Origin of the sequence: Gordonia sp. BP-119 (assembly GCF_016924115.1) — a bacterium.
In the GTDB taxonomy this organism is placed as follows: domain Bacteria; phylum Actinomycetota; class Actinomycetes; order Mycobacteriales; family Mycobacteriaceae; genus Gordonia; species Gordonia hongkongensis.
The window spans coordinates 74,334-93,352 of sequence record NZ_JAFFZF010000021.1; the positions used below are offsets into that span (position 1 = coordinate 74,334).

Genomic DNA, 19,019 nt, shown 5'->3' on the forward strand with positions numbered 1-19,019 from the left:
CTGTCGGGCTGACAGGATTTGAACCTGCGACCACTTGACCCCCAGTCAAGTGCGCTACCAAACTGCGCCACAGCCCGTTGCTCCCTGGAGAAGCGGAGCGATGTAAAGCCTAGCCGACGAGCACGGTCCCGAACCAATCGCCTGGTCAGGCCTCATTTCGGGGCCGGTGGCCAGATGTAGTGTGCCGTTGCTTCTGCCGCCACGAAGCGCTACATCTGACACCGGCTGCTAGACGGTCGAACGCTTCTTGAAGAAGATCCACCCGGCGGTCACCAGAACGGCGCCGACGAGCGAGCCGATGATGCCGCTGGGACGGAGCTCGAGGCCGTCGCCCGAGAGCAGGCTGATGAGCAGTCCGCCGACGAAGGAGCCGACGATGCCGGCCACCAGGGCGAGACCCCAATCGACGGTACGCAGGCTCTTGCCGCCGAGGAGGATCTGCGCCAGGGCGCCGATGACCATGCCGAAAACGATGATTGCCAGGATGAGCACGAGACGCAGTATCTCACAGCAGGTGTCGTGCGCCACCGGCGCGCGACACGTCCACCGGAGATGGGCAGGTCCGCCACCTGCGCGGTGGCGGACCTGCCCAACGGTGGTGGAGTCGCCGGACGGTGATCAGCGCTTGCGGCGCTGCTCCCGCTTGTCGCGGACGCGGACGTTGATCCGGACGGGCGAACCGTCGAAGTTGAACTCCTCGCGCAGGCGCCGCTCAAGGAACCGGCGGTAGCCCGCCTCGAGGAAGCCGGTGGTGAACAGCACGAAGGTCGGCGGCCGGACCGAGGCCTGGGTCGCGAACATCACGCGCGGCTGCCGGCCCCCGCGCAGCGGCGGCGGGTTGGCGGCGATGACGTCCTTGAGCCAGTTGTTCAGCGGACCGGTCGAGATGCGCTTGTCCCACGAGTCGAGCGCGGATTCCAGTGCGGGCACCAGCTTCTGGACGGCCCGGCCGGTCGACGCCGAGATGTTCACCCGACGCGCCCATGGCACGCGGGCCAGTTCGCGGTCGATCTCCTTGTCAAGCTGGTACCGGCGGTCCTCGTCGACGAGATCCCATTTGTTGAACGCGATCACGAGGGCGCGGCCGCTCTCGATGATGAGCGACAGCACCCGCAGATCCTGTTCGGTGATCGGTTCCGATGCGTCGATCAGCAGGATGGCCACCTCGGCCGCGTCGAGCGCCGACCGCGTCCGCAACGACGCGTAGTACTCGTGGCCGCTCGCGGTCCGCACCTTGCGGCGCAGACCGGCGGTGTCGACGAAATTCCAGGTCTTGCCGCCCAGTTCGACGAGTTCGTCGACCGGGTCGACGGTCGTCCCGGCGACATTGTCGACCACCGACCGCTCGGTGCCGGTGAGCTTGTTCAGCAGCGAACTCTTGCCGACGTTCGGCTTGCCCACCAGGGCGACGCGACGCGGACCGCCGAGAGTCGGTGCCTCCCGCGGGGTCTCGGGCAGCTTGTCCAGGATGATGTCGAGCAGATCGCCGGCGCCGCGGCCGTGTGCGGCCGACACCGGATACGGCTCACCGAGTCCCAGCGACCACAGCGATGCGGTGTCGGACTCGAGTCGCTCGCTGTCGACCTTGTTGGCACACAGGATGACCGGGGTCTTCGAGCGTCGCAGAACCCGTGCGACGGCCTCGTCGGTCGCGGTCGCGCCGACCGTGGCGTCGACCACGACGACGATCGCGTCGGCGGTGCGCATCGCCAGCTCGGCCTGCGCGGCGACGGCCTGCTGCAGGCCCTTCGCGTCGGGCTCCCAGCCGCCGGTGTCGACGACGGTGAACCGCCGGCCCGACCACGACGCCGCGTAGGACACCCGGTCCCGGGTGACGCCGGGGATGTCCTCGACCACGGCTTCACGACGCCCCAGGATGCGGTTGACGAGCGTCGACTTGCCGACGTTCGGCCGCCCGACGATCGCGACCACCGGCATGTGTTCGACACCGGACGCGTCGTCTGCTCCCCCGACATCGGTCAGTTGCCAGTCGGATTCGTCCGACCAGGTGCCGTCGCCGGGTAGCGCCGCAAGGTCGTTCGAGTAGTCGTCACTCACCGTTCCACCGCTCCGATCCGGGTCGCCACGAGGCCGCTCAATTCCGCGAGCACCTCGTCGAGGGTCTTGTCGCTGGTGTCGACGACGGTCGCGTCGTCGGCCGCGCGCAACGGCGAGACCTTGCGTGTCGAGTCGAGATGGTCGCGCCGGTTCACGCTCGCCAGCACCGCGTCGTAGTCGCTGTCGCGACCGCCGGCGAGATTCTGCTTGTGCCGGCGCTCGGCCCGCGCCTCGGGTGTCGCGGTGAGGAAGATCTTGACGTCGGCGTCGGGGAACACCACGGTCCCGATGTCGCGCCCCTCCACTACCACGAACCGACCCTGCGCGTTCTGCTGTTGTAGCGCAACCAGTTTGGTGCGCACCTCGGGTACCGCCGAGACCGCGGAGACGGCGCTGGTGACGTGGTCGGTGCGGATCGGCCCGGAGACGTCGCGCCCGTCGAGGAAGACCTTGGCGCCGTCCCCATCGGGGACCAACTCGATGGCGACGTCGGCGACCACGCGGGCGATTCCGGCCGGATCATCCAGCGCGACACCGGCATCGAGAACGGCGAGGGTCACCGCGCGGTACATCGCGCCGGTGTCGAGATAACTGGCGCCGACCTCGGCCGCCAGGAGCTTGGACACCGAGGACTTGCCCGTACCGGCCGGACCGTCGATCGCCACGACATGCGTGGTCCCGCCGGCGGACTCCGAAGCTCCGTCGCTCACAGGCCGACCGCCTTGTACAGTCCACCGACCTCGTCGTTGCCGAGGACGCGCAGGCTGCCCGGGCGCTGCTCACCCAACGCGACCGAACCGACATGGGTGCGAACCAGTTTGACGACCGGGAAGCCGACCTCGTCCATCATGCGCCGCACCACGCGGTTGCGACCCTCGTGGAGGGTGATCCGCACCAGCGACTGGCCCTCGTGGACCTCGATCACGGTGAACTTGTCGACCGTCACCGGGCCGTCGTCGAGTTCGACGCCCTCGCGCATGCGACGTCCGATCCCGCGGGGCACCTCGCCCTTGAGCGTGGCGAGGTAGGTCTTGGGCACCTCGAAGGACGGGTGCATCAACCGGTGCGCGAGTTCACCGTCGTTGGTCAGCAGCAGCAGACCCTCGGTGTCGGCGTCGAGGCGGCCGACGTGGAACAGACGCTGACCGGCCATGACGCGCTCGGCGACCACATCGCCGACGCAGGGACGGCCCTGGTCGTCGGACATGGTCGACTGCCAGCCCTTCGGCTTGTTGAACGCCAGGTACTGACGGGTCTCGTCCATGATGACGCGGGCACCGTCGACGCGGATGATCGCGGTGTCCGGGTCGATGCGCAGACCCTGCTCGGTGACGATCTCCCCGTCGACCTCGACACGACCCGCCGCGATCAGTTCCTCGGCGCCGCGACGCGAGGCCACTCCCGCCTGGGCGAGCACCTTCTGCAGGCGGACGCCGTCTTCGACGTAGTTGGCGCCGGCACCCTCGCCGTGCTCAGGTGTCTGGTGCCGCGCCGGTCGGGCGTTGTTCAGCCGGATCCGGCCCACTTCGGCGTTCGGCTTCGACGACCCCTTGCGGTGGGTCTTCTTGGTTCGCGGCTGTTGTGCGGGCGCGCCCTTGCGGCGTTTTCCCGGTGAGCCATCTCGGCCAGCGGATGCCATGTTCTCTCAGTCCTGTGAGTCGGTGGTGGTGCCACCGTCGATGATCAGTTCATTCGAGTCTGACGGTTGGGAGGACAGTTTGGCGAATCGGGGATCCGACAGCAGCTCCTCGTCGAGGTCGTCGATCAGGTCGACGTCGGGCAGCAGGGGCGCCAGATCGGGCAGTTCCGACAGTGACGCCAGCCCGAGCCGTTCCAGGAAGAGTTCGGTGGTGGCATAGGTCGTCGCGTTCGTGGTCGGTTCGCTGCCGACCTCGTTGATCAGTCCGCGAGCGACGAGGGTGCGGATCACGCCGTCGACGTTGACGCCGCGGATGGCGCTCACCCGTGCCCGGGTGACCGGTTGCCGGTAGGCGATGACCGCCAGCGTCTCGAGCGCCGCCCGCGTGAGCTTCGACCGCGCGCCGTCGAGCAGCAGCCGCTCCACGTAGGGGGCGTACTCCGCACGGGTGTAGTAACGCCAGCCGTCGCCGGCGAAGCGCAGATCGATGCCGCTGCCCGACGCCGTGAGCTCCGACGACATGGCGTTCAGCGTCTCCCGGACCCGCGTCCGATCCTGGTCGACGGCGTTCGCGAGTTCTTCGGTGGTGACCGGTGTGTCCACGACGAGCAGCACCGCCTCCAGAGCGAAGCGGAGGCGCGCGTCGTCGAGGTACTCCTCCCCTTCCCCGTGCAGAGCGGTCTGCACGGGTTCGGCCGGTCCCGGGTCCTCTCCCTCGGCTGCGCCGGTCGGGTCGTGGTGGTCGACCTCAGGAGCGTGATCAGTCATCCGTAGTCCTCTGCCTTGTCGATGCGCAGGTCGTCGGCACCGCGCTCCCCCGTCCACATCACCGCGAGATCGCCGAGTGCCTCGGGTTGTTCGAAGGTGATGGCCTGCTCCCGGAACAACTCGAGCAGGCCGAGGAAGCTACCGACGATCTCCAGCACGTTCTCGCAGTCCGCGGTCAGCTCGCCGAAGGTCAGCCATGTGCCCGGTGCGGCACTGAGCAGAGATGCCATCCGACGTGCCTGGCCCGGAACCGACACCTTCTGGACGTCATGCAGATGGTCGAGGCCGACGGTGGGCACCGGACGCGGCGTCAGCCCCGCCGCGGCGACCTGCGCGAAGCCGTCGGCGTCGACACCGAGGGTGACCTCCGGCAGCAGATCCTCGAAGCGCTTCTCCAGCGACACCGCGCGTGGGTAGCGCTGCAGCGCGGCGGCCTCGAGTTCGCCGAACAGGGCGGCGACCTGCTTGTAGGCGCGGTATTGCAGCAACCGCGCGAACAACAGGTCCCGGGCTTCGAGGAGTGCGAGGTCCTCCGGATCATCGACCTCGCCGGAGGGCAGCAGGCGAGCCGCCTTGAGATCCAGCAGCGTCGCCGCGACGACGAGGAATTCGGTCGTCTGGTCGAGCCCCATCTCCGGGCCGAGTTCGCGGGTGTAGGCGATGAAGTCGTCGGTCACCTCGTGCAGCGCCACCTCGGTCACATCGAGGCGGTGCTGCGAGATCAGGTTCAGCAACAGGTCGAACGGACCCTCGAAGTTGCGCAGCTTGACCCGGAAACCGGACTCCTCGACACCGACCTCGGACGACGCTTCCGCCGAGCTCGAAGCACCTTCGGGAACAACCGAATCGGACGCGCCGGGTTCGGATAGGGCGGGTTCGGGGACGGCGGGTTCGGTGACTGCCTGGTCGGCGCCGGTCGTCATGCGGGCGTGACGTTGCGGGCGATCACCTCGCGTGCGAGCGCCCGGTACGCCTTCGCGCCGGCCGACCGCGGCGCCCACGAAGTGATCGGTTCCCCGGCGACGCTGGTCTCCGGGAACCGGACGGTGCGGGCGATGACGGTGTCGTAGACCGCGTCACCGAACACCTCGACGACGCGGGCCATCACCTCACGGGAATGCAGCGTGCGGGCGTCGAACATCGTCACCAGGATGCCGCCGAGGTCCAGGCGCGGGTTGAGCCGGTCGCGCACCTTGTTGATCGTGTCGGTGAGCAGGGCCAGCCCGCGCAGGCTGAAGTACTCGCACTCCATCGGAATGAGCACGGTGTCGGCGCAGGCCAGCGCGTTGACGGTGAGCAGACCCAGCGACGGCTGGCAGTCGATGAGGACGACGTCGTAGCGGTCGAGCACGGGATGCAGTGCCCGGCCGAGCGACTGCTCGCGACCCACCTCGGTCACCAGCTGAATCTCCGCGGCCGACAGGTCGATGTTGCTGGGCAGCAGGTCGAGACCATCGACGCGGGTCCGCATCAGGACCTCGTCGGTCGCCACCTGCGGCGGCACGAGCAGGTTGTAGACGGTCTGTTCCAGCTCGTGATGCGGCACACCGAGTCCCGCGGACAGCGCACCCTGCGGGTCGAGGTCGACGAGCAGGACCCGACGACCGTATTCGGCAAGCGCCGCACCGAGATTGATGGTCGACGTCGTCTTGCCGACGCCGCCCTTCTGATTGCAGACCGCGATCACCGTGGCAGGTCCGTGACGGTCCAGCGGAGCGGGCTGGGGCACGTCGCGATACGGCCGCCCGGTGGGGCCGATCTCGTCGGCATCGTGCTCGGCCTCTTCGGTGTCGTTTCCGGGCGACACCTGGATGCTGTACTGATCTCCCGGACGGGCGCCAGACCCTCCCGGACGGGCGCCAGACAGGGGTGCGCTCGGAGTGGTCACGTGTCCGCCGCTCCCTTCGCTGTTCGATGCCGCTTCTCGGTGGTTCAGTCGTCCTGTCCGTCCACGGCCGAGCCTCGTATCAGCCTAGGACATCTCCCCGGTCATCCCGGCGTCGGCGCGCCCGGGGGATCCGCGGGGTCAACGCGCCCTCGGATGGGCGACGGCATAGACCTCCCGCATCGTGTTGACCGTCACGAGCGTGTACACCTGCGTGGTGGTGACCGAGGCATGGCCCAGCAGTTCCTGGACGACGCGGACGTCGGCGCCGCCGTCGAGCAGATGGGTCGCGAAGCTGTGCCGGAGGGTGTGCGGCGAGACCGCCTTGTCGAGGCCGGCGCGCTCGGCCGCGGTGACGAGCACCTGCCACGCGCTCTGCCGCGAGAGCCGCCCGCCGCGCGCGTTCAGGAACACCGCGGGCGTCGCCCGTGACACCAGCGCGGGTCGCCCGCGGACGAGGTACGCCTCGAGTGCCTGGACGGCGGGCCCGCCGAGCGGCACGAGACGCTCTTTCCCGCCCTTGCCCCGGAGGCGAACCGCGCGCATGTCGTCGAGATCGAGATCGTCGAGATCGAGGGAGGTGGCCTCGGAGATCCGCGCCCCGCAGCTGTAGAGGAATTCCAGCAAAGCGCGGTCCCGCAACCCGCGCGGATGGTCCTCGACGCCGGCCGAATCGAGAATGGCGAGCACCTCGTCGACCGGCAGGGATTTCGGCAGGCGCCGCGCCGCGCGCGGCGGCCGGACCTCGTGCGCGACGTCGGTCGGCACGATCCCCTCATCCACCGCGAACTTGTGAAAACGCCTGGTGGCGACGAGAGTTCGCGCGATCGAACTGTCGGCGAGCGGGGCGAAGCCCGCCTCGGCGTCACCGCGACGGAGTTCGACGAGGAACTCGCGGATGTCCTCTTCGGTCACGGCGTCGAGTGACGGGATCCCCCGCCGGTCGAGATACCCGCGGTACCTCTCGAGATCGCGCCGGTAGGACGACACCGTGTTGGCCGCCGCACCCCGCTCCACCGTCAGGTGATCGAGGTAGCGCGCGATGTCGGCGGCCAGGGTCACGACCGGCGGCCCCGATCGTCGGCACGTCGGTTCCGTAACGCGGTCGGCTCGTCCGGCCACGGGGCGTCGACGCCGCGGAGGCCGGCCGTCGACCCGCCGGCTGCGGCCGCGGCCAGGATGCCGGCCACGCTCGTCGCGTTGACGATCTCCCCCGACAACACCTTCGCGACGGCGTCGTCGAGCGGCACCCACTCGATCGACATGTCGGCTTCTTCGTCGACGCGTTCGGCCGCGTCGAGATGGTGCAGCCCCTCGGCGAGATACAACCGCAGCGCCTCGTCGGTGAAGCCGGGTGACAGCGCGAGGTCGACCAGGACGTGCCACGAGTCGGCGGCGAGGTCGGCCTCTTCGGCCAGCTCGCGCTGGGCGGCGGCCAGGGGTTCTTCGTCGGCCTGGTCGAGCAACCCGGCGGGCAACTCGAGCAGGCGTCGGCCGATGGGGTGACGGTACTGCCGCACCATCGCCACCCGGCCGGCGTCGTCGCGCGCCAGGATCGCGACGGCCCCGAAGTGTTCGACGACCTCCCGCTCGGCGACGCGCCCGCCCGGCATCTCGACGTCGTCGACCCGGAGGGTGATGATCGCGCCGTCGTAGACGGTGCGGCTGTCCTTGACCTCGAAGTCGTGGCCCAACGCGGTCAGTCCCTGCCGGCAGGGTCGTCGAGGACTGCCTCGCCCAGCCCGGCGACCGGTTCCACCGTGACCGCGTTGACGGCGGCCACCGCGTCCGCGGGAGCGTCGTTCGACTCGTAGTCGTCGCCGAGGTCGACCGGAAGACGTTCGGCCGCCTTGTACTTCAGGGCCGCCTCGATGAACGACCGGAACAGCGGATGCGGGCGGGTCGGCCGGCTCTTGAGCTCCGGGTGTGCTTGCGTGGCAACCAGATACGGGTGCACCGACTTGGGGTACTCGACGAATTCGACGAGGTGCCCATCGGGCGAGGTACCCGAGAACACGAGCCCGGAGTCGGCGATCTTGTCGCGGTAGGCGTTGTTGACCTCGAAGCGATGACGGTGACGTTCGGACACCTCCCGCGTCCCGTAGGCCTCGGCGACGACGGACCCGGCCTTCAGCACGGCGTCGTAGGCACCGAGTCGCATGGTGCCGCCCAGGTCGGCGTCGCCGGCCACCGCGTCGGCCTGATCGGCCATCGTCGAGATCACCGGGTGCGGGGTTTCGGGGTCGAACTCGGTCGAGCTGGCCTCGTCGAGGCCGACCGAGCGCGCCGCCTCGATGACCACACATTGCAGCCCGAGGCACAAGCCCAGCAGCGGGATCCCGCGCCGCCGTGCGTACGAGATGGCACCGACCTTGCCCTCGATGCCGCGGATGCCGAAGCCGCCGGGGATCAGGATCGCGTCGACGTCGCCGAGGGCGGCCTGCGCGCCGGCTTGGGTGGCGCACTCATCCGACGGCACCCACTTGATCTCGGTGCGCGCCTTCCAGGCGAAGCCGCCGGCGCGGATGGCCTCGGTCACCGACAGGTAGGCGTCGGGGAGATCGACGTACTTGCCGACCAGCGCGACGCGGACGGTCTCGCGCGGCTCGTGCACGCGGCGCAGGAGCTCGCCCCACACCGTCCAGTCGACGTCGCGGAACGGCAGACCGAGCTTGCGGACCACGTAGGCGTCGAGATGCTCGCTGTGGAGCACCTTCGGGATGTCGTAGATCGACGGGGCGTCGGGGGTGGAGATCACGCCGTCGAGTTCGACGTCGCACATGAGCGCGATCTTCTTCTTGAGCCCTTCGGGCACGTCGCGGTCGCAGCGCAGGATCAGCGCGTCGGGCTGGATGCCGACGTTGCGCAGCGCGGCGACCGAGTGCTGGGTCGGCTTGGTCTTGAGCTCCCCCGACGGCGCGAGGTAGGGCACGAGCGAGACGTGCAGGAAGAAGACATTGTCGCGGCCGACGTCGTGGCGCACCTGGCGCGCGGCCTCGATGAACGGCAGCGACTCGATGTCGCCGACCGTGCCACCGATCTCGGTGATGACCACATCGGGCACCTCACCGTCGGCGTCGGGTTCGGCCATGGCCAGCACGCGCGACTTGAGCTCGTCGGTGATGTGCGGGATGACCTGAACGGTTTCACCGAGGTACTCGCCGCGGCGTTCCTTGGCGATGACCGACGAATACACCTGTCCAGTGGTCACATTCGCCGACTGCGAGAGATTGCGGTCGAGGAAACGCTCGTAATGTCCGACGTCGAGATCGGTCTCGGCGCCGTCCTCGGTCACGAACACCTCACCGTGCTGGAACGGATTCATGGTGCCCGGATCGACGTTCAGATACGGATCGAGCTTCTGCATGGTGACCCGGAGGCCCCGCGAGGTGAGAAGCTGACCCAGGCTGGAGGCCGTCAGGCCCTTGCCCAGCGAAGAGGCGACGCCACCGGTCACAAAGATGTGCTTGGTGTCGTGTACATGGCGAAGTGGTCGCAAAAGAAGTGTCTCCCGTCGGCCGAATCGGGGCCGATGCCCTGATTACCTACGGGACTCCAGGGTAACACCACCGACGCCCGACGCCGCACCGCCACACCGTCGACGGGTGTGGCGGTGCTCGCGTGCGGTGGCGGACTCGATCTCAGGCGGCCGGTCGTCCGTCGGCACCGACGGTGATCGCGGTCGCGCCCGGGCCGGTGCCGTAGGAGCCGGTCGTCCCGTCGGCCTCGGCGGCCAGGGCGAGGATCGTCGTGATGAGACCCGTCGGCTGGTCGATGTTGTCGACGGTCGAGACCGCGTTGGCCAGCGACGGATCCGAGCGGACGATGGCGATCGGCGACCCGCCCGCCGCGGAACCGGTGCGTCCGACCAGTACCCCGCCGACCCCGCGTGCCGACAGCGTGGCGGCCAGGCGGCCGACCAGCGTGCCCTGGGCACCGGAGTCCGGACCGAACTCGTCACCGGTCACCACCACCACCAGATCGGTCGGGGTGATCGCGTTGTCGGCGTAGTCGATGAACCCACCGTCGCGCAGTGTCGCCAGACCGGTCCGACGGTCCCCGGACGACGCCGGCCGTGCTGTCTCGTTCGACAGCACGAGGGCCCCGAGCAGGTCCCCGACCCGGCCCCCGGAATCGGTCAGTTCCGCGCGCAGCATCGTGCCCGGCGGAATAGTCTGGTCGACGATCGTCCGCAGCTCCTCGGACTTGCCGTCGGCGAGCAGTGCGTCGGTCAAACCGATCTGTCCGCCGAAGCGGGCACCGGCACCCGAGATCGATTCTTTCACCGCATCGACATCGGCATCCGCCGCGTTCGGTGCGGTGACCACCAGCACGGACTGCCCCTTGAGCTTGTTCGCGATCAGCCGGGGCGTGATGGCGAGGTCGAAGCTGTTGGAGGCGTTGAGCTTTGCGTTGAGATCATCGCGCTCGCTCTCCAGGTCGCCGATGCGGTCACGGCTCGTGCCGGTCATCGAGTTGACGCGGTCCCCGACGAATCCCGACCCCAGGAACAATCCCAGGGCGAGCGCGAGGAAGACCGCGACCAGCGAGATCGCATGCTGTCGTAGCGAGATCATCGGCTACCGGTTCCAGACCTCTCGAGCCCAGTCGAGCAGCGCATTCCACTGCACGACGATCCAGTCGGTGATGTCGGTGCCCGCGTTCGACAGCAGCACGGCGGCGATGACGGCGACGAGTGCCGCGAGGACGACACACGCGATGGCGGCGCCTGACACCCGGCTGCGGTAGAGCGTGGCGACCGCCTTCGCGTCGACGAGCTTCTGGCCCACCTTCAGTCGGGTCAGGAACATCGACGGATTGCTCTCCCGGCGCGACCGGTCGAAGAAGTCGTCGAGCGATCCCGGGTAGCCGACGGTGACGATCAGGTCGGCGCCGTGGTAGTCGGTGAGCAGCAACGCGAGGTCGCCGGCCGACCCGGCGGCCGGGAACGTGGTGGCCCCGATGCCGAGGTCCTGAATGCGTTCGAGCCCGGTCGCATGTCCGTCGGTGTCGGCCGGAAGCACCAGCTGTGCACCGGATTTCAGCGTCGGAGTCTTCATGGTCTCGGGGTCGCCGACGATGATCGACGGCTTGTACCCGGCCTTCATCAGCGTGTCCGCACCGGCCCCGACGCCCACCATGACGGGCTGGTACTCCTTGATGAACGGCTTCAGCGAGCGGAGGTCGGCAGCACGGTCGGCACCTTCGCCGACGATGACGACGTGACGGCCTGCGACGTCGACGTCGATCTCCGGCACACCGACCCCGTCGATCAGCAGCGGCGACTCGCTGCGGATGAACTCGATCGTGTTGCCCGAGAACGCCTCGAGATGGTCGACGAGGCCCGCCTTGGCACCGATCATGATGTCGGCGATGTCGCGCTCCTCGAGTTCGGTACCGAGGGCGAGTCGCCGTTCGCCGACGAGGAGCCGGTCGTTGTGGACCCGCACCTTGGCACCGTCCTTGACCCGCTTGAAGATCTCCGGACCCACATCGTCGAGCAGCACGATGCCAGAGGCCACCAGGACCTCGGGTCCGAGGTTGGGGTAGCGGCCGGTGATCGACCGCGAGGCGTTGACCACGGCCACGACGTTGGCCTCGACGAGCGCGTCGGCGGTCACCCGGTCGAGGTCGACCTCGTCGAGGATGGCGATGTCGCCCGGCCCGACGCGGTTGAGCAGCCGTTTCGTGTTCTTGTCGATTCTGGCGATACCGGTCACGCCAGGCAGTTCTTCGGTGTTACGCGCGAGCAGTGCAGGCATCTTCATGACGGCCATGATCGGCCGAAGGCACGCCTCAGCCGGGGAGGCGCGCCGTAACAGCAGCAACTTTTGTCACACACGCATCATGTGTTTCACCGTCCGCGGTGCTCAGTCGGCGGCGCGCTCCGCCTCCGCGGTGGCCAGCAGTTCTTCGGCATGGGCGCGCCCGGTGTCGGACTCCCCCAGGCCCGCGAGCATGCGGGCCAACTCCGCCACTCGCTCGCTGCGATCGAGCGTGCGCACACTGCTGGTGACGAGCGCCCCCTTCTTGCTCTTGCCGATGACCAGGTGGTTGTCGGCGAACGCCGCGACCTGAGGGAGGTGGGTCACCACGATCACCTGGTGTGCTCGTGCCAGCCTCGACAACCGCTTCCCGATCTCCACGGCCGCGCGACCACCGACCCCGGCGTCGACCTCGTCGAAGACCATCACCGATCCCGAGGTGGGTGCGGCGAGGACGACTTCGAGGGCGAGCATGACCCTCGACAGTTCGCCGCCCGACGCCGATTTGGCGATGGGCAGCGGCGTGGCGCCGGGATGGGCGAGAAGTGCGAACTCGACCTTGTCCGCGCCGTCGGCGCCGGCGTGCGCGGCAGTGCCCGCGACGGTGACGGTCAGCCGGTCGTCGGACGTCGCCGCGTCCGGGTTGACCGCGACCGCCAGCGCCGAGTCCCCCATCGCCAGCCCCTTGAGCTCGCGAGACACCTTGTCGGCCATCGACTTCGCGGCCTTCGACCGCAGCGTGTGCAACTTGTCCGCCGCGGCCTGCACCTTGTCCCGGGCCGCGGTCGCGGCGACCTCGAGCTCCTCGATGGAGGCCCGTGGGTCCTCGATCTCCGCGAGCCGGGCCTCGGCCTTGTGGCGCCAGTCGATCACTCCGTCGACATCCGGCGCGTACTTGCGGACGAGCGTCTTCAGCTCGGCCTGACGGGCGAGCAGCTTGTCGAGCTCCTCGGCGTCGGCGGGTAGGCCCGACGTGAAGGCGGTCAGTTCGGCGCCGACATCGGTGATGACGGTGAGCGCCTCGGCGACGCGCGGTACGAGATCACGCAGCGTGACGTCGGCCGCGGTCTCCAGCAGCGTGCGCACCGTTCCGAGTCCTTCGATGACCGATGATCCCGAGTCCCCGGCGACGATGGCGTGCGCCTGGTCGGCGGCACCACGGATGGACTCCAGGTCGGAGAGCCGGCGGATCGTCGCGGTCAGCTCCTCGTCCTCGCCGGGCACCGGATCGACGGCGGCGATCTCGTCGATGCCGAACCGCAGCCGGTCGGCTTCCTGCGCGAGTTCGCGGTAGTTGGCGCGCCGGGCGTCGAGTTCGTCGAGGACCTCGACCCAGGCCGTTCGTGCCTTCCGGTACGAGTCCAGCGCCGCAGCCGCCTTCGGGCCGGCGAAGGTGTCGAGTGCCGCGCGCTGGTGTTCAGGTCGGAGGAGCCGCAACTGGTCGTTCTGGCCGTGGATGGCCAGGACCGCCGTGGTGAGTTGGCCCATGACGCCCACCGGGACGGACCGGCCGCCCAGATGGGCGCGGGATCGTCCGTCGGCGCTGACCGACCGGACCGCGATGACGGTGTCGTCGTCGTCGAGTTCGGCTCCGGTGGAGTCCAGGATGTCGGCGACGACCGGATCCCGGTGCGCTCCGCCGTTGTTCGCGAGCCGGAACCGGCCCTCGACGACTGCCTTGGGGCTGCCGGTCCGGACGCGCGTCGCGTCGGCGCGGGCACCGGACAGCAGGTGCAGGCTGGTGACGATCATCGTCTTGCCCGCTCCGGTCTCGCCGGTGAGCACCGTGAATCCCGGATGGAAGCGCGCCTGCGCCTCCTCGATGACACCGAGACCGGTGATCGAGATCTCTTCGAGCACGACTATGCCTGCCTCCCTCGCCATCCCGTGACCGGGAGGGCGAACTTGGTGACCAGTCGGTCGGCGAAGGGGTCGGAATCGATCCGGATCCAACGCACCGACCGTTCGCTGCGCACCACCTCGACGCGGGCTCCCGCGGGCACGTCGAGTGCGCGTCGGCCGTCGCACAGCGCCAGCGCGGACCGCCCGTTCTTGTCCACCTCCACCGCGATCCGCGATCGCGGACTCGTCACCATCGGCCGGGCGAACAGGGCGTGGGCGTTGTTCGGCACGACCAGGATGGCCTCGAGGTCGGGCCACATCACCGGCCCGCCGGCGGAGAACGCGTAGGCCGTCGATCCGGTCGGTGTCGACACCAGCACTCCGTCGGCGCCGAAGGCCGAGACCGGCCGGCCGTCGACCTCGGTCACGAGCTCGAGGACACCGTTGTTGCTCGTGTTCAGGACCGCGACCTCGTTGAGCGCCCAGCTGCACGCGGTCGGCGGATCCGGGTCGGCCGGGTCCACGATGGCGATGTCGAGGGTCATCCGCGGTTCGATGCGGTAGTCCCGGGCGATCAGCTGGGTCATGACCTCGTCGACGCGATGCGCCTCGGCCTCGGCGAGGAAGCCGATGTGTCCGAGATTGATACCCAGGACCGGGACCTCGGCGGGATAGGCCAGCTCGGCGGCCCGGAGGAAGGTGCCGTCACCGCCCAGGACGATGACGAGTTCGCAGCCCTCTGCCGTCGCGGACTCGGCCGTCGTGACCTCGACGACCGCGCCGAGCGAACGCAGGTATTCAGGGTCGACCGGTACGTTGCGGGGACGGGGCGACTCGCCCTCGTTGTTCCGGTACAGCACATCGTGATCGGGGGCGTCGCGGTCGAGGGTGTCGTGGTCGACCACGCGCAGCGCGACGTCGGCGGCCGCGCAGTGGCGCGCGATCGCCTCGATGGTCTCGAGCACGTTCTCGCGTCCGGTGTGGGCGACCACCAAGAACTCGCGGGCACCGGTGTGGTCCGGTGCCGGATCGTCGGTCACTGGTGATCCCCTCCATCGAAGTGCGGTCTGGGACAAGTGCGGTGTCGGTACGGAGACGCGGGCCCAGCGGTCAGCGCGGTCCCGCGGCGACCGCCTGTTCGATCATGTCCCGGAGTTCGTCCGCGGACCCGAGGAGGCGATCCGCGTCGGTCGAGTCCGCCCGGTCGACCCTATCGCTCCACCCCGACTCCTCGCCCGTCCGGTCGGCGAGCTCGTTGTGCAACCACAGGAAGTACTCGACGTTCCCCGACGGCCCGGGCAGCGGGCTCGCCACCACGCCGCGCGTCCGCAGTCCGTGCGCGGCGGCCTCGGTCGCCACCCCGAGTACCGCCTCGGCGCGTAGCGCGGGATCGCGGACCACGCCGCCCGACCCCACCCGGTCCTTGCCGACCTCGAACTGCGGTTTGACCATGGGCAGCAGGTCGGCGCCCGGCGCGCAGCAACGGGCCAGCGCGGGCAGCACCAGGCCCAGCGAGATGAACGACAGGTCGGCGACCACGACGTCGACCGGGCCGCCGATGGACCCGGGCTCGAGGTGCCGGACGTTGGTCCGGTCGTGGACCACGACGCGCTCGTCGTTCTGCAACCGCCAGATCAGTTGTCCGTATCCGACGTCCGCGGCGACCACCTCGCGGGCCCCGCGGCGCAGCAGTACATCGGTGAATCCCCCGGTCGATGCGCCGGCGTCGAGGCACCGACGCCCCTCCACCGTCAGGCCACCCGGCTCGAACGCCTCGAGCGCACCGAGGAGCTTGTGCGCGCCTCGTGACGCCCAGTCGTCTCGCGGACCCTCGTCGACGACGATCGGGGTGTCCCGGGTGACCCCGGTGGCCGCCTTCGACGCGATGGTCCCGTTGACCCGGACCGACCCGGCATCGACGAGCTCACGCGCCTGTTCGCGCGATCGGGCGAGACCTCGGCGGACGAGTTCGGCATCGAGTCGTGCTCTGGCGACCATGGTCAGAACCGCTCCCTCGTGGACGACTCCGGTTTCCGCACCGAGGCCGGTCTCATCGTCGGTCCACGGCGTCGAGGGCCGCGGTGAGCGTGTCATGGGCCTGCTCGAGAAGCGCCGCCTGACGTTCGAGCGCCGCCAGCGAGAAGGCGTCACCCGCCGATTCACGGATCTCGTCGACCTGCGCGAGCATCTCGGTGACCTCGGCCTCCACGTCGGGCAGCTCCCCGACCCCATCGGCGGTGGCGAATGCGTCGGCGACGGGGTCGAACTGCCGACGCGGCATCGCTCCCGGCGTGGGCCGGGACGGTCCTGGGTCAGCCGGGGAGGCGGTCGGGTGAGTCATCGTGGACCACGCTAGCCGACGACTGTGACACCGAGGGACTCGAGCTTGGTCCTCGCGGCTCCCTCCGCGATCACCCGCAATTCGTCCGGATCCGCGGACCCCGCATCGACTGCGGCCCAGGTGGCGGCGGCGAGCGCGGGCACCAGTCCCGCGTCCGCGCCGGAACCGGCGACCCGCACGGTCGAACCCTCGACGGTGATGTCCCAACCGGGCTGGTCGGACACCCGCACAGCGTCGATGTCGACGAACAGGCCGGCGAGGTCGTCGAGAACGTAGGTGGGTCGCTGCTCCGGGGGCGCCGACAGCAGATCGTCCACCGTGCTCACACCGGTCAGTACCAGGGCGCTCTCGATACCGACGGCATGGCCGCCCTCGATGTCGGTGTCCAGCCGGTCCCCGACCACGAGCGGCGCACTCGCCCGAGCACGCGCGATCGCGTCGGCCATCAACGGTGCGGCGGGCTTGCCGGCCACCATGGGGTCCTTGCCCGTCGCGTTGCGCAGCGCGGCGACCATCGAACCGTTCCCCACGAGCAGGCCCCGTTCGGACGGCAGGGTGGCGTCGATGTTCGTCGCGATCCACAGCGCGCCGGCCCGGATCGCGAGCGCCGCCTCCGACAGTTGCGCCCAACCGGTGTCCGGCGAGTGTCCCTGGATCACCGCGGCCGGTCGGTCGTCGGCACTACGCGTCACCCCGACACCGACCTCGCGGACTTCCTGCGCGAGTCCGTCGGTACCGATCACCAATGCACGTGAACCCGGCTCGAGATGTTCGGACAGCAGCCGCGCGCCCGACTGTGCACTCGTGACGACAAGGTCGTCGGTCGCCTCGAACCCCAGCTCACGCAGGTGCTCGGCCACCTCCGACGGCCGCCGGCTCGCGTTGTTGGTCACGAAGAACCGCGGGATGTTCAGCCGGGCGAGGGCATCCAGCGCATTCGGCAGCGCGTGGTGCCCGGCGAACACGGTGCCGTCCAGGTCGAGGAGTAGTGCGTCGTGACGATCGACGAGGGTCACGGAGTCGGACGGCGAGGCGGTGGTGGTTTCGGCCACGGACTCGGTTTCCGACGACTCGTCCAGGGTGGCGAGGGGATTGGGCACCCCTTCCACGATGGTCGACTCGGCGATCACGTCATCGCCGGGATCGCTCCCTTCCTCAGCAACGGCGGAAAGCGCCACCGAATCCGAGGTCTGCGACAGGTCGGCCGTACCCGGAACGGCTTCGATGGTGTCCTTCTCGATGGTGTCGTTCTCGATGGCACCGGACGCAGCAGGTGAATCGATTGCGGGAGTGACATCGGGCGCAGGCGCCGAGGCGGGCGGGATCGGGTCCGCATCGGAGTCGATGTCCCGCTCGACAGCCGGCACCGACAGCGGGCTGTCGAGCTCGCCTGGCGCAGCGCCGTTCACTCCCACACTCTCGGACGGCTGGTCGTCGTTGGCCAGCTCGGTCAACCGGAACTCGGCATCCGTGACGTCGTCGACGTCGGCGGCCGCCGCGTTCATGAACCAGGTGATCGCGTCGTCGCGACGACCGGCAGCTTCCAGGGCAGACGCATAGGCGTAGAAGAGACGGGCCGGTCCGGTACCGATCTGCCCGGGCTTGAGGTTCTCGGCCTGCAGCGTGACGACCGCTTTCTCCGGTTCACCGAGGTCCATGCGGGCACCGGCTTCGACGATCCGCATCTCGGTGGCATCGTCGCCGGTCAGTGACCGTCCCTCGTCACCGCGCGCGATCTCGACGGCACGCTCAGGGCGCCCGAGTCCGCGTTCGCAGTCGGCGATGAGCGGCAACAGGGCCGGGTTGCCGGTGATGCGCTTGGCTGCGCGCAGTTCGGTCGCCGACTCCTGCCACTCGCCCGCGTTGTAGGCAGCGATGCCGACGGTCTCGCGAACGACGCCGACCCGGGAAGCGCGAGCGCGAGCGGCACGTGCATGTTCCAGCGCCTGGACGGGATCCTCGAGCAGGATGCGCGACACCATCACCAGGTGCCGCGCGACGATCTCGGCGTTGGCCTTGTCGAGCGTCAGCAGATCACGGCGCACCTCGGGATCGAGATCCGACGCCGCGATGTCCTCGGGTAGCGGTGGCCCGGGCTGCCGGCTGCCGCGATCAGATCCGCGGTCACGCCCCGGACGATCATTCCGGCCACCTCGACCGCCATCCCGCTGTCCACGTGTGTCCCGCTGGCCGCGCCCGTCGCGGCGCGGACGATCACGATCACTCATAGCTGCCAATCTATGCCCTCGAACCTTGCTGAGTTGTGCCGCCCGGCGATGACGCATCAGGCGACCGACGCACGAGAAAGACCCCATATCCGACGAAAGAAATCATCGAATACGGGGCCTTTCTGAAATTGTGTTCGGCGGTGTCCTACTCTCCCACACTGATTAGGGTGCAGTACCATTGGCGCTGGAGGGCTTAGCTTCCGGGTTCGGAATGGGGCCGGGCGTTTCCCCTCCGCTATAGCCGCCGTAACTTTGTGAAACAACACGCTCATGTAGTGTGCGTGTGTTTGTTTGTCACCTCTCACCACCCCGTCACACCGTGGTGTTGTTGGGGGGTGTCCGGGGGGGGCGAAGCCACCCGGAGGAGTGTGTTGTTTCAGAAGTACATAGTGGATGCGAACACCAACCGAACCTGAGGTTTGGTGATGTTGTGGGTGTTGTTGGTAAGTCCTCGGCCGATTAGTACCAGTCACCTGAACACATTGCTGTGCGT

17 protein-coding genes, 1 tRNA gene and 1 rRNA gene are annotated in these 19,019 nt (G+C 69.0%); all 19 read right to left on the reverse strand.

Annotated features, from left to right (window positions below):
* Positions 1–3: 3 nt before the first annotated feature.
* A tRNA-Pro gene (locus JW364_RS13655) sits at positions 4–77 on the reverse strand.
* A 151-nt stretch (positions 78–228) separates the two neighbouring features.
* Positions 229–492, reverse strand: a complete 264-nt coding sequence (locus JW364_RS13660) for a GlsB/YeaQ/YmgE family stress response membrane protein (protein ID WP_058253218.1) — start codon at positions 490–492, stop codon at positions 229–231.
* Between the two features lie 126 nt (positions 493–618).
* Positions 619–2,058, reverse strand: a complete 1,440-nt coding sequence (der, locus tag JW364_RS13665) for a ribosome biogenesis GTPase Der (protein WP_058253160.1) — start codon at positions 2,056–2,058, stop codon at positions 619–621.
* Positions 2,055–2,768: a (d)CMP kinase gene (gene cmk / locus JW364_RS13670; protein WP_058253159.1), complete on the reverse strand. Its 714-nt coding sequence runs from the start codon at positions 2,766–2,768 to the stop codon at positions 2,055–2,057. The genes der and cmk overlap by 4 nt, the downstream gene beginning before the upstream one ends.
* On the reverse strand, positions 2,765–3,697 hold the full coding sequence (locus tag JW364_RS13675) for a pseudouridine synthase (protein ID WP_058253158.1): 933 nt from the start codon (positions 3,695–3,697) through the stop codon (positions 2,765–2,767). The genes cmk and JW364_RS13675 overlap by 4 nt, the downstream gene beginning before the upstream one ends.
* A gap of 6 nt (positions 3,698–3,703) precedes the next feature.
* Positions 3,704–4,465 (reverse strand): SMC-Scp complex subunit ScpB, encoded by a 762-nt coding sequence (gene scpB, locus JW364_RS13680; protein ID WP_058253157.1) that lies wholly within the window; start codon positions 4,463–4,465, stop codon positions 3,704–3,706.
* Positions 4,462–5,388 (reverse strand): ScpA family protein, encoded by a 927-nt coding sequence (locus tag JW364_RS13685; RefSeq protein ID WP_058253156.1) that lies wholly within the window; start codon positions 5,386–5,388, stop codon positions 4,462–4,464. The genes scpB and JW364_RS13685 overlap by 4 nt, the downstream gene beginning before the upstream one ends.
* Positions 5,385–6,353: a ParA family protein gene (locus JW364_RS13690; protein ID WP_374100831.1), complete on the reverse strand. Its 969-nt coding sequence runs from the start codon at positions 6,351–6,353 to the stop codon at positions 5,385–5,387. The genes JW364_RS13685 and JW364_RS13690 overlap by 4 nt, the downstream gene beginning before the upstream one ends.
* Before the next feature lie 138 nt (positions 6,354–6,491).
* Entirely contained in the window at positions 6,492–7,412 is a 921-nt protein-coding gene (gene xerD / locus JW364_RS13695) for a site-specific tyrosine recombinase XerD (protein ID WP_058253155.1), read from the reverse strand.
* Complete coding sequence (locus tag JW364_RS13700) at positions 7,409–8,044, reverse strand: NUDIX hydrolase (RefSeq protein WP_058253154.1); 636 nt, start codon at positions 8,042–8,044, stop codon at positions 7,409–7,411. Before JW364_RS13700 ends, xerD begins: the two co-directional genes overlap by 4 nt.
* 5 nt (positions 8,045–8,049) lie before the next feature.
* Entirely contained in the window at positions 8,050–9,849 is a 1,800-nt protein-coding gene (locus tag JW364_RS13705) for a CTP synthase (protein ID WP_083207270.1), read from the reverse strand.
* Positions 9,850–9,991: 142 nt separating this feature from the next.
* Positions 9,992–10,927: a copper transporter gene (locus JW364_RS13710; protein WP_205333699.1), complete on the reverse strand. Its 936-nt coding sequence runs from the start codon at positions 10,925–10,927 to the stop codon at positions 9,992–9,994.
* 3 nt (positions 10,928–10,930) lie between these two features.
* Positions 10,931–12,118, reverse strand: coding sequence for a putative cytokinetic ring protein SteA (gene steA / locus JW364_RS13715; protein WP_058253215.1), 1,188 nt, complete (start codon positions 12,116–12,118; stop codon positions 10,931–10,933).
* A gap of 102 nt (positions 12,119–12,220) precedes the next feature.
* Complete coding sequence (recN, locus tag JW364_RS13720) at positions 12,221–13,975, reverse strand: DNA repair protein RecN (RefSeq protein WP_205333700.1); 1,755 nt, start codon at positions 13,973–13,975, stop codon at positions 12,221–12,223.
* A 2-nt stretch (positions 13,976–13,977) separates the two neighbouring features.
* The gene (locus tag JW364_RS13725) at positions 13,978–14,997 is read right to left on the reverse strand and encodes an NAD kinase (RefSeq protein WP_058253151.1); all 1,020 of its coding nucleotides are present in this window, start codon (positions 14,995–14,997) and stop codon (positions 13,978–13,980) included.
* A gap of 70 nt (positions 14,998–15,067) precedes the next feature.
* Complete coding sequence (locus JW364_RS13730) at positions 15,068–15,955, reverse strand: TlyA family RNA methyltransferase (protein WP_058253214.1); 888 nt, start codon at positions 15,953–15,955, stop codon at positions 15,068–15,070.
* A 52-nt stretch (positions 15,956–16,007) separates the two neighbouring features.
* Entirely contained in the window at positions 16,008–16,298 is a 291-nt protein-coding gene (locus tag JW364_RS13735) for a hypothetical protein (RefSeq protein ID WP_058253150.1), read from the reverse strand.
* 11 nt (positions 16,299–16,309) lie between these two features.
* Positions 16,310–18,526, reverse strand: a complete 2,217-nt coding sequence (locus tag JW364_RS13740) for an HAD-IIA family hydrolase (protein ID WP_058253149.1) — start codon at positions 18,524–18,526, stop codon at positions 16,310–16,312.
* A 132-nt stretch (positions 18,527–18,658) separates the two neighbouring features.
* Positions 18,659–18,775: ribosomal RNA gene (rrf, locus tag JW364_RS13745) — 5S ribosomal RNA — on the reverse strand.
* Positions 18,776–19,019 lie beyond the last annotated feature (244 nt).